The sequence below is a fragment of the Verrucomicrobiota bacterium genome (assembly GCA_037139415.1).
Classification (GTDB): Bacteria; Verrucomicrobiota; Verrucomicrobiia; order Limisphaerales; family Fontisphaeraceae; genus JBAXGN01.
Genome location: JBAXGN010000240.1, coordinates 1 through 10,087 on the forward strand (window position 1 = coordinate 1; position 10,087 = coordinate 10,087).

The 10,087-nt window shown below is 59.3% G+C and carries 15 protein-coding genes; 9 read left to right on the top strand and 6 right to left on the bottom strand.

The genetic code is table 11. The annotated features are described in order from the left end of the window. The coding region (locus WCO56_26760; protein ID MEI7733201.1) for a phage protease at nt 1–572 on the bottom strand (572 nt) is incomplete at its 3' end. A gap of 37 nt (nt 573–609) precedes the next feature. Between WCO56_26760 and WCO56_26765 the strand changes: the two genes are divergently transcribed. Next, on the top strand, nt 610–1,014 hold the full coding sequence (locus tag WCO56_26765) for a hypothetical protein (protein MEI7733202.1): 405 nt from the start codon (nt 610–612) through the stop codon (nt 1,012–1,014). A 179-nt stretch (nt 1,015–1,193) separates the two neighbouring features. On the opposite strand, the gene WCO56_26770 is transcribed toward WCO56_26765, so the two are convergent. Both WCO56_26770 and WCO56_26775 read right to left on the bottom strand, forming a co-directional pair. After that, nucleotides 1,194–2,675 carry a hypothetical protein gene (locus WCO56_26770; protein MEI7733203.1) on the bottom strand — a complete coding sequence of 494 codons (1,482 nt, stop codon included), beginning with the start codon at nt 2,673–2,675 and terminating at the stop codon, nt 1,194–1,196. Then, nucleotides 2,650–2,946 carry a hypothetical protein gene (locus WCO56_26775; protein ID MEI7733204.1) on the bottom strand — a complete coding sequence of 99 codons (297 nt, stop codon included), beginning with the start codon at nt 2,944–2,946 and terminating at the stop codon, nt 2,650–2,652. The genes WCO56_26770 and WCO56_26775 overlap by 26 nt, the downstream gene beginning before the upstream one ends. 89 nt (nt 2,947–3,035) lie before the next feature. Here WCO56_26775 and WCO56_26780 point away from each other — a divergent pair, with 89 nt between their 5' ends. Genes WCO56_26780 through WCO56_26805 form a run of 6 tightly spaced genes read left to right on the top strand, consistent with a single transcriptional unit; the run spans nt 3,036 to nt 5,201 of the window. After that, nucleotides 3,036–3,524, top strand: coding sequence for a DUF551 domain-containing protein (locus WCO56_26780; GenBank protein ID MEI7733205.1), 489 nt, complete (start codon nt 3,036–3,038; stop codon nt 3,522–3,524). 52 nt (nt 3,525–3,576) lie between these two features. Next, nucleotides 3,577–4,008: a hypothetical protein gene (locus WCO56_26785; protein MEI7733206.1), complete on the top strand. Its 432-nt coding sequence runs from the start codon at nt 3,577–3,579 to the stop codon at nt 4,006–4,008. After that, nucleotides 4,009–4,245 carry a hypothetical protein gene (locus WCO56_26790; protein ID MEI7733207.1) on the top strand — a complete coding sequence of 79 codons (237 nt, stop codon included), beginning with the start codon at nt 4,009–4,011 and terminating at the stop codon, nt 4,243–4,245. It begins immediately after the preceding gene. 37 nt (nt 4,246–4,282) lie between these two features. After that, nucleotides 4,283–4,648 (top strand): hypothetical protein, encoded by a 366-nt coding sequence (locus WCO56_26795; GenBank protein MEI7733208.1) that lies wholly within the window; start codon nt 4,283–4,285, stop codon nt 4,646–4,648. Nucleotide 4,649: 1 nt separating this feature from the next. Further along, complete coding sequence (locus WCO56_26800; GenBank protein ID MEI7733209.1) at nt 4,650–4,928, top strand: hypothetical protein; 279 nt, start codon at nt 4,650–4,652, stop codon at nt 4,926–4,928. Between the two features lie 51 nt (nt 4,929–4,979). Next, nucleotides 4,980–5,201 carry a hypothetical protein gene (locus WCO56_26805; protein MEI7733210.1) on the top strand — a complete coding sequence of 74 codons (222 nt, stop codon included), beginning with the start codon at nt 4,980–4,982 and terminating at the stop codon, nt 5,199–5,201. A gap of 17 nt (nt 5,202–5,218) precedes the next feature. Here the strand turns inward: WCO56_26805 and WCO56_26810 are convergent, their stop codons facing one another. The 3 genes from WCO56_26810 to WCO56_26820 form a co-directional block, all read right to left on the bottom strand. Then, complete coding sequence (locus tag WCO56_26810; GenBank protein MEI7733211.1) at nt 5,219–6,769, bottom strand: hypothetical protein; 1,551 nt, start codon at nt 6,767–6,769, stop codon at nt 5,219–5,221. A gap of 92 nt (nt 6,770–6,861) precedes the next feature. Next, nucleotides 6,862–8,016, bottom strand: a complete 1,155-nt coding sequence (locus WCO56_26815) for a hypothetical protein (protein ID MEI7733212.1) — start codon at nt 8,014–8,016, stop codon at nt 6,862–6,864. Nucleotides 8,017–8,023: 7 nt separating this feature from the next. Then, nucleotides 8,024–9,103 (bottom strand): ParB N-terminal domain-containing protein, encoded by a 1,080-nt coding sequence (locus WCO56_26820; protein ID MEI7733213.1) that lies wholly within the window; start codon nt 9,101–9,103, stop codon nt 8,024–8,026. Between the two features lie 175 nt (nt 9,104–9,278). Here WCO56_26820 and WCO56_26825 point away from each other — a divergent pair, with 175 nt between their 5' ends. After that, entirely contained in the window at nt 9,279–9,413 is a 135-nt protein-coding gene (locus WCO56_26825) for a hypothetical protein (protein ID MEI7733214.1), read from the top strand. Nucleotides 9,414–9,526: 113 nt separating this feature from the next. Then, nucleotides 9,527–10,087 (top strand): hypothetical protein (locus tag WCO56_26830; GenBank protein ID MEI7733215.1); only part of this gene is annotated, 561 nt, incomplete at its 3' end.

The window sequence follows — 10,087 nt, forward strand, 5'->3', positions numbered from 1 at the left end:
CCGCAAGGTTGCGTGCGCCTCAGTCCTACTCGACCCGGTTCATTTTTCTGCAAAATCAACTTCCCGCTTCCCAATTCCGCAATCCGCAATCCGCAATCCGCATTCCGATTAGTGATCGGCCTCTGCCCCTTATTATTCGGGTCATTCGTCAACGTCAGCCCCGCCAGCCGCAGCGGCCGGATCTTCCCGTCGCCCACCTTCTCGCAATCATTCGGATCATACTCCGTTGAGAAATACCGATAATCCCCGCCATCCACCGCCTCCCGGCCCGTGTTCGTCCACCGGATCTGGCCGTAAAGCCCATCCGCTCGCGCCTGCACCGCCATCAGCCACCCGTATGCCCGCGTCTCCTGGTCCGGGTTCGCCTTGAAATGCTCATGATCCACCAGCATCCCCGCAAAATCCGGCTTCGCCGCTTCCACCGCAAACCGGTTGCACATCTGCTGCACCGCCGCGGCATCCACCACCTGGACGACCTTCCCCGCCGCATTCGGATGATTCCCCAGCGCCTCCAAGTGATACCAATTATCCTTTGGATGCTCCCAATCCCGATTCAAAATCAACGTGCTCATGCTTGTTTTTCCTTTGGCAACTGCCACACTTCCACCCATGACTTGGCCTGATATTCTCGATGCGCTTGATCAAGAACTTCGCGCGGCACTCCCGCTGCTAGTAGCTCTGCAAGCGAATAACCCTTCCCAACCGCAGCAACTCCTCCAGTTTGAGGCCGACTCGCGCAAAGCCATTGACCAAGCCTGCCGAGCCTTTGCCCTAAACCGGCGATGGCCAGCCCTAAACCAGGCAGAGGCCAGGCTCGTTTATGACCGCCTGCGCCAGGCCCGCCATTGCGCCGAGTGGCTTTCCGACCACTTCCTTCCCAACCCGCAATCCGAATCAGCCGAAATTCTGGAGTTCCTCCTGGTGGATTCGTGGTATCAGGTCGGGCTGCTCCGTTGGTCCATGGTCCATCAATCGCGTATCTCGGGCGGCCCGGTGGATTTTGATGCCCCATAACCGGCACCAGTACCAATCCCGGCGGCACCCCGTGGATCTCGCTGATAACCCCCCGGTCTTCCATCATTGATTCTGCGGTGTTCATTTGACTTTTGTTCTATTCTGTGCGATTGTCTTTATGGGCGAAGCGTTCTGGACGTAGAGATTGGGGCTCGTGCATCAATCGTCGCCCGTACTTCTTAGTTTTTAAACTTCATAAAAGACGCCGGAATTAACAGCTTTTGTTTAGTTCGCACTTCCTCGATCAATATTGTGTTGGGTCCCATTTTCTTCGTGTACCGGATTGCCTCGCGACCTAGTTTAGTTTTCCCGCCATATTCGATTTTGTCAGCGTGCTGGACGATTTCTGGAATCTTTTCAATATCCTCACGGGTTACGTGCACCTGTCCTCTTGCCGCCTCTTTTTCCGGATTTCCATGGGAGTTATGAATATGCTTTAGCGAATACGTGTCCACGGCATGCACATACCCGGAGACATTCAACCCGGTGGACGCCTTGATTTTCTCCGCTTCTGCATCGCTGACCGTCTGATATGTACTAACCTTGGTAGCATTTCCTGCCTGCGTTTTTGCGGCCTCGTACAAATCCCCAAGCTCTTTTCCGCTGACATGCTGATTACCGTAAAATGGATGTCCAAATGGAGCGCCATTCAAAATCAATCCCTCATGCCGCTCCCGGTTTCCAATTTTCAATTTGCAATTTTCAATTTGCAATGTCCCGCCACTCGCCACCCCCGCCGCCAGCGCCTGTTCCAGCACCTTGGCCGTCTCCGGCGCCACATTCATCTTGCCCAACATCCCCGGCAGCTCCCCGCGCAACCTGCTCAGCGCCGCCGCCTGTTCCGTTCCTGAAAGCTTGGTGATGGCGAGGATTCTCTCCCGCAGTGGTGCCAACGCCCGCGCCTGCGCCTGGGCAAACGCATCCCGCGCCGACGCCAACAACGGCTCAATCCCCTCATCCGGAGACTGGTTGGTAGTCCCGGCTTTAGCCGGCCCACGATTCTCCAACGTCCCATCCTCTCCCTCCGCATTCAAATCTTCCTGGTCTTCATCCTGTCCATCCTGTCCATCCTGTCCCAATTTTTCTGCCGGTTTATTTTTCTGCAAAATTTTCGCGTCTTTCGCGGGTCCCAATTCCGCCTTCCGCAATCCGGAATCCGCAATCTTTTCAGTGACCTCATACCCCGTCAACTCCGTCACCTCCTCCGCCGGCATCTGATATCCCGCCTGCGACAACTTGCCAACATGGTCCACCACCTCGCCCACCGTCTTCGCCTCCGTCGCCGCCAGCTCAAAATATGCGTATTTCGGTTTCCCTGGGAACGCCCGGCCCAGCACCTCGGCATCAAAATCCGCTTGCATCACCCCGTTAATCTTCCGCGATTCATGCCGCGCAATCGTGCGGAACGCCTCCATGTGTGCGCTCCCCGCCAGCGTGCCGCTCCCGCTCTGCGTCAGCACCGTCAACAAACCGCCCGTCCCGGCCATCACCAGCTTCTCCGTAAAATAAGCCAGGTACTCCTTGAACGGGTTCACCCCGCGTGGTTGGTCGTTCGGCTTGTAATCGCTCCCGTTCGGCAGCGCCCCGGATCCGCCCTCCGCGATAGCCTCCGCCGCTGATTCATACTGCGCCACCTTATCCACCGGCACATTCGGCGGCATCACCCACCGCGTCCAAACCTTTGGCGACCTCAAATCCCGCGAAACCAGCACCGCCCGCTTCGGTTTCCGCGACAACCCGCCCCACGTCGAGACCCTCAACAAAAAAATCAAATGGGCCGACGTCGTCAACCGCCTCCAACAACTCCCCTGGGGCGAACAATACATCCGCTACGCCGACCCCAAGCCCGACAAAGACGCCCTCCTGGCCGACCGCAACATCCTCTCCATGGAACAACTCCTCGCCGCCGGCGTCCGCATCGTCCAGGATCAAGACTGCTGGTACCTCGACCCCAAACCCGAAACCGCCGACACCACCACCCCGCCCAACCTCTGAAATCTGAAATTCTCAACCAACCCCCCATGAAACTCTTCATCTCCACCGAAGTCTTTCGCGGCAGCGATAGCAAAAACCGTAACAAAGCCACCTGCGAGTGGAACGGCAAACGCCATCGGATGACCTCACTGCGCTCCGAACTCGACGCCGCCCAAATGCTGGCTCAACACCTCGTCATCTCCGAACACCCCAGCGCCGATCCCAAACAAATCACCGTCCAAATCGTCGCCTGTGGAGCCTACGAAGCCGAATACACCAACCCCGTCACCCCAGTCAATCCGGTCAATCCGGTCAATCCGGTCCCTCCTAACCCCAAGGCTCCCCAACCCCGCACCATCTTCTGGATCTCCGTGGACGACCACCTCCCCGACGACGAATGCACAGTTTTAGTACAGGACTCTAGCGGTGACTGTTGGATGTCTCATCATGTTTATAATCATTGGCTGGAACATCTCTTGGAATGGCCAATTAAAGATGTCACCCACTGGTCCCACCTCCCCGAACCCGCCAACTAAAAATTGTAGCCGACGACGTCAGTCGGCGCAAACAAAACAACCCCCCTATTCCATGACCCCCATCGAACAATTCAGCCTGGATCTCGACGGCGAAAAACTCGAACACGTGATACAAAACCAGTGGCGTGAGAACATGGAAAAAGACGCCCACAACTGGACCCCGGAAGGCATGACCGTCGCCTGGGACTTCCGTGGCGATTGGGAAGAATGGCGCGCCTTGCCTGAATACGAACGCCATTTATGGATGACCCGCTATGAACGCGCCAAAGAAACGGCTCTATGCCATCGGAGAATGCCATCCCCTGGCAGCATCCTGGCCAGCGAAGAAGAAACCTACCAACGCGACAAAGAACGCGCCTTCGTCTGGGCCAGAGAAATCAAAGAATCCTGGCTAAACCGATCACCCTGTCCAATCATCCCGGCCCCAGGCTTTGAGTACATTCTGAAATGGGCTGTTTGCTTGGTTCAAAGAGGAGAAGTCTGAATGGACGCACCCCACCAACTCACCTTCGCCCTGGAATCGGCCTGGCAAACCTGCCCGCACACAGACTGCATCCACACCCTGGCCGTCGTCCCCGGCGGCACCTTTTGCATGCAATGCCAAACCCTCCTGGACCAGAGCATCCCCCGGTCTCCGGAAGACATCGGCTACCTCACCGCCGACTGGCACTACCATTACATCCTCGGCAACCCCTGGACCACCCAAACCCACGCCGCATAACTCCCATTCTTCCCATGCCTCCCATTTTTTAACCTCCATGCGCTACACCAAACTAAAACCCCTGGCCAAACTCACCTACTCAGACATCATCTGCTGCACTTCCGAACTCGAATACAGTCGCATCAAACAACTGGACGGCTTTCGTTCACTAAAAGCCCACATGCCATCGGAAGATTACAAAAAGGCCAAACGCAGCATACTGAAAAAATGCCGGGTCCTCCACCGCTTAGAGCGCCACCTGATCTACATCGCACGCCAGAAATTCAAAGCCTGCTACCGCGCCGACTACATCCGTTCATTCGGCAAAGGCTCCAGGAAACACTTCCAAAGACTGCGCAAAAAACACGCGAAACTGGCAGCCAAGTCACCCATTCCCCAATCCGCAATCCAAAATCCCCAATAATATGCCCCTCCCCATCTCCGAAACCACCCTATCCCAGCACAAATCCCTGGCCGACGCCTACCACGCCCTCGCCCTCGCCCATGCCCGCGTGGGCGAATGCCTCACCGCCCTCCTGCGCGCCCAAAACACCACCACCCGCGTCCGCGCCACCCACCTCCCCGCCGGCCCCGTCCCCTGCCTCACCGAAGAAACCCTCTACTACGCTTTGGGCCTCGCCTACATCGAACCCAAAAACCGCGAACTCGACTGGCTCAGGAAGAACATAGATTCCGGCCTCTGATTTTATCCTTTATCCTTTATCCTTAATACTTCCTTTTAACCCCCCATTAACATGCTATTAACCAAGCCCCAAATCCTCCGTTTCTGGCGCGAATGGTCCACCATCGTCCAAGCCAACAAATGGGACAAAAAAACCGCCGAAGAACAACGCCACCTCCTCATCCAACGCGCCGGCTTCCAATCCCTGACCCAAGTCACCAAAAAACAAGGCTTCGACGAACTCCTCGCCCAACTCTACGCCCCCAGCCCCATTTTCCCGGATCTTTCCCCCTAATCCCCCCTCTTCCCAGATCACTTGAGCAAAAGCTCCGGGCTGCCCACGAGTTCCACGCCCGCGACCGTCGCCGGCGTCGCAAACTCAAACCGCAGCACATTCTCCCGCCCGGCCTGCCCGGTCCACGCCCCGTACCCCGGTATCTTGTCGGGATTCGGTCCCTGCTCGCCGAACGCCGCCTCGTCGTTCAACGCCATGGCGGAGGCATTGCCGGGCTGGGTTTCATCCTGCGCTTTGGCCAGCGGCGCGAGATTGCGCAGGCCGTTGGCGACCACCACGGTGGCGTTTACCATCTGGCCGGGCTTAAACGCGTACGCGTTCACCTCCATCCCCATGCGGTTGGGGAACGCGAGCGTCTGCGGGCCGGGCGCGTTGAACGGGTACTCCGCCGCGCGCAAATTATCCGTCGTCACCGTCAGCAACAGCGGCGGGCGCAGGTCCATCGGCACGCGCACCTCCTGCAACAATGTGCGGCCGTCCGCCGAGAGAATGCCCAGCCGCCCGTCAAACGCATCGCGGAACTCCAGCGCCTGATACCCGGTGGCCGAGGGCTTGGGCAGCGGCAGCTCCGCCACGGCCTGGCTGTTCGCCGGCACCGTCAACGCCTGCTCCACATCCCCAACCAGCGCCCGCTCCCACGTCCGCAGCCGCAGCACCACGCGCACCGGCAACGCCTGGCCGCCCGGATTTAGCAGCGCAACGTGCAGCAACCGGCGCTCCGCATCCACCGTGCAAAGCGGCGTGGGCAGCGGGGTGGCCGCCGCCGGGGTGGGCGTCGGCGTGGCCGGGTCATCCGCCATCAACCAGCGGAGCACGCCCGACCACAGCGGCCCGGCCTCCGCTCCGGCGGCGGCGATGGACGTGGCGCACACCGCCACGCGCCCGGCGCCGTAACGGCCCGTGAGCAGCACCGGCGTCTTGCCCGCATCCTGCGCGCGCGCCCGCACCCGCCAATCGCGGTTCAAGAGCGGGCGCGTCCAGAACGTGTTCCCCGGCGGGACGGGCAATTCCACGTACGGGATCGTGCGCTCCAGATATTCATAGCGCCCCTCGCCGCGCTCCACGGCGCTGAACGGCCGCAGCGGATAATAAAACCCGAGCGGAACATTCGCGGCCTCGTTGCGCGGGAACAACTCCGCGTCCTGCTCGCCGATGACGCCCTCCCCGTTCTTCCGCGCCCCCTCGCGCGCCTGCCCCTGCGTCTGCCAGCCGGTGATGGGCAGCATGAACGCCAGGCGCATCGGCCCGGTGCCGGGATCCTCGGATAACGTCAGCAACAGCTGCCCGCCCTGGCGCGTCCATTCCCCCAGGCCCTGGGCCGATTCCGGCGTGAAATCCTTGCCGCCGCGCGCGCGGGCTTCCCAGAGGATGAGCGACCCGCGAAACACCGGCGCGGAAGCATTGCCGGTCTGGGGTGAAAGCGCCGCCGCCTGGAGCGCCGCCGCCAACGCGGGCGTTTGCGCGGGCGTCACATTAAAGAGCGTGATCTCCCCGGCCGCCGTGGCCGCCGCCGCGCCCGCCAACAACAGCGCTGCCGTCCAGCGCCAGGAATTGATGCGCTGCCACATATCAGGCGTGCGCCTCCGGTTGTCGGCGGAGCGCGGGGAATGGTTGTTGACCAAGCTTCATGCGCGCGATGGTAAGTGCCCGGTGTGCCCCGTCAAGCCGCCGTTTGGAATGTCTGGCGCAATCCTGTCAGTGCGCCGTTCCCCTTGACGCAACTACTCCCCATGTACCGCAGCAGGGGTGCCGGCTTCCTGCCGTTGCGCAGCAGCGCGGCCAACTCAGGGAATTGCTGGCGGCAAAGTTCGTGTTCGCCCAGGTGCTTCATGGCGGTGGCCATGGACCCGGTGGCGCGGCCGTGGGTCATGGATTCGCTGGAAGCGCGGATGGTGGCCAGGTAGAGGCTTTTCAGTTCCTCGGCTATTTCCGGTACCGCCAGCAGTTGTTCAAATTCGGATTTAAGCCCGCAGGAGGATTTTGGAGCGAGGGATTCCAGCGGCTGGGAAAGCAGAAAGCTACATTTTGCAGAAAAACCACTGGCAGAAAAATGGGAGAATGAATCAGCCAGGGAAAGGAGACGGGAGAGGTTGGCGGTGGAGATGTCGAGAATCAGGCAGACGTCTTTCTGGGAGCGACCGGAAGAGAGAAGCGGGAGAGCGCTGGACAGGATGCGGCGGCGTTCGGCGGCGATTTCGAGGGCCTCGGGGCTTGCGGAAGAAACCGGCGGGACGCCGGTTCTACTTGAAAGAGCCGGGGCGGCTGGTGCGGCCGCTCCGGGAATAAACGAAGGCTCAGCCTCAGCATTTGAAGCACCAGCCATTGGCTGAGCAGGCGGGACTGGGCAAGACGTGGGAAACCGGCGAGACGCCGGTTCCACGGGAGTAGAAAACCGGCGAGACGCCGGTTCTACGTTGGGTCCGCAGCAGCCGTGGTTTTCCCCTGGGACATTGGCTGCGGTCAATGCTGCAATACCATCTTCCAGAGTGCCACACTCACGGTTTGTGGTTTCAGTTTTTGGGGCTGAAAAAATGACCTGATTGACCTGATTGACAGGATGGACAACCGGCGAGACGCCGGTGCTACTTAAAGGAGTGCCGCCTACTGGCACGCTATCCAGAACGTCTGTCGCGTCAGCTTGCGCATCGGTGATCCAGTTTCCGGTGTTTCCTTCTGGAAGACGGTTAGGGCGTTCGGCGGCAAATTCGATTGCGGAATCTTCCAATTCGGATTGCGGATTGCGGATTGCGGAATCGGGGAACTGAACCGGCAGGATGCCGGTTCTACGATCGATATGTGCATGGTCGTTATTCATGATGCCCTCATTTTTCGCGCTGTTTTAGTTCGGCGGCGATTTTGGTGCGGAGGGTGGTTAGGGTTTCGATGGCCAGGGTGTCCAGGGTGGTGGACAGGAGTTCGATCTTCATTTCCTCGGGCGCGATGTTGAAGGAGGCGTGCCAGGAGGATAATACGGTTTTGCGTTCGACGGGGTGAAGCTGATGCCAGTATTCCCAACGGTTGCCGCAATGTTTGAAGGCTTCGTTGAGCAGCATGAGTTGTTTGCTGGGAGTGTCGCCCAGGGGATCGTCGGGGCTTTTCGGCGCGGGTTTGTTGCCGGTGTGTTTGTGGTCGAGCTGGGAAAGTTTCTGTTTGAGGGCTTCCAGCGCGCCGCCCAGGGACATGGCGATGTCCGGATGCATGATGCATGATCCGAAGTAGTCGGCGAAGGTGACGTCGTAGTGAACGTCGCGTCCGAGGATTTCGAGGTTGCGCTTGGCACCATCCGAGGTCCAAGGCCAGAGGCGGGGTTCGGCGTCGAAGAGTTGGTGGAGTTCGTGGGCTTGCTCGAGCAGGCGAACGCTGATGCCCAGGCGCAGGGCGAACTCGGAGACTTGCTTGGAGAGTTCGCGGACGGCGGAGAAATCACGCGGAACAAACTTACGGACCGTGCGCGCAGTAGCATCATGCAGCTCGCGCTCGATGAATACCTCGCGGATCAGCGGGTAGTATTTGAAGGCGAGTTGGGATTTGGTGAGATGGCGGCGCAATGTTTCCGAAGCAATGCAGATGTTGATGAGATCGGCTTCCGGACGCACCACGCAGGGGATGTCCACCTGGAGTTGTTTGCAGGCGAGGCGGCGGGTTTCGCCGTCCATGACCAGACCATCGGCGGTGATGACGGCGGGCTGCTGGACGCCATGGTCGCGAATGTCTTCCACCAGGGCGTTGAACTCGGTGGAGTCTTTGATCCAGCGCGGCAGGTCCTTGATCTTGGGGTGCGGGCGCAGGTCGTTGGGATCGCGATACTCGATTGCGGATTGCGGAGCACTCGAATGCGGAGCACTCGAATGCGGATTGCGGATTGCGGATTGCGGAATGGGGGATGGGATTTTTGAGTTCATATTTTGCGGAAAAATTTATTGGCAGAAAAATGAAGGCATTAGTTGAGGGAGAACTCGCAGAGTTTGGATACGGTGTTGAGATGGCGAGTGCATCTTCGACGACGCCCAGCGTCAAGCTGGGGTTGATCAGCACCGTAAGGAGCTGCGCAAGGAGCTGCTGGAGCGGATTGATAATGTGGATGAAAAGCTGGGCAGCCTGGGGCGCGAGGTCTCCGCCGTGGCCAGCAAGATGGATACGATGTCTGACAATATCAATTCCAACATGGTGAACCTGGTGGCGCAGGTGCAAGCGCTACAGGAGCAAGGTTGATATGAACGATTCGCAAATCAAAATTTTACGGGACTTCATCCTGCGGGCGCTGAAGCGGTTCCCCAGGGGAGCGACGCTGGAGACGGTGTGCATTAGCTGCCAATCGGGTGGGTTTGGGGACCTCGGGCGGGAAGGATAAGACGGGGGCGAGTTTGCAGGGGGATGAGAGCGATATCCTGGAGGGGGATGACGCGGTTTTAATCGAGGAAACGCTGGCGCTGCAGATCAGCCGCAATGTCATTGCCTATTGCTTTGGGCCGGGCGCGCCGGTGCTGGCGTATTTGAAGTTCCGGCAGGAGCGCGATCCTTCGGCGGTAGCGTTCCAGCGAGAGGTGTACAAGCAGTTCATCACGGATGGGACGGTCTCGGATTTGATGGCGAACCAGGCGGACTTGAAGAAGTTAACGCAGGATGTGGGGATCCCGATTAATGAGGAATATACGGAGCCGTATTTGCCGGTGGCGGATGCGCAGGGGAACCTGGTGACGGGGGAGTTGGTGAAGGATTCGGCGGGGGATGTGATTGGGGCGCGGACGGAGCAACCGATTGTGGATTGCGGAATGCGGAATGCGGAATTGAAGACGGGGAAAGCAGGAAACCCGAATTTTGCAGAAAAATTAACCGGGTCGAGTAGGACTGAGGCGCACGCAACCTTGCGGTCCATGTTTCCTCAG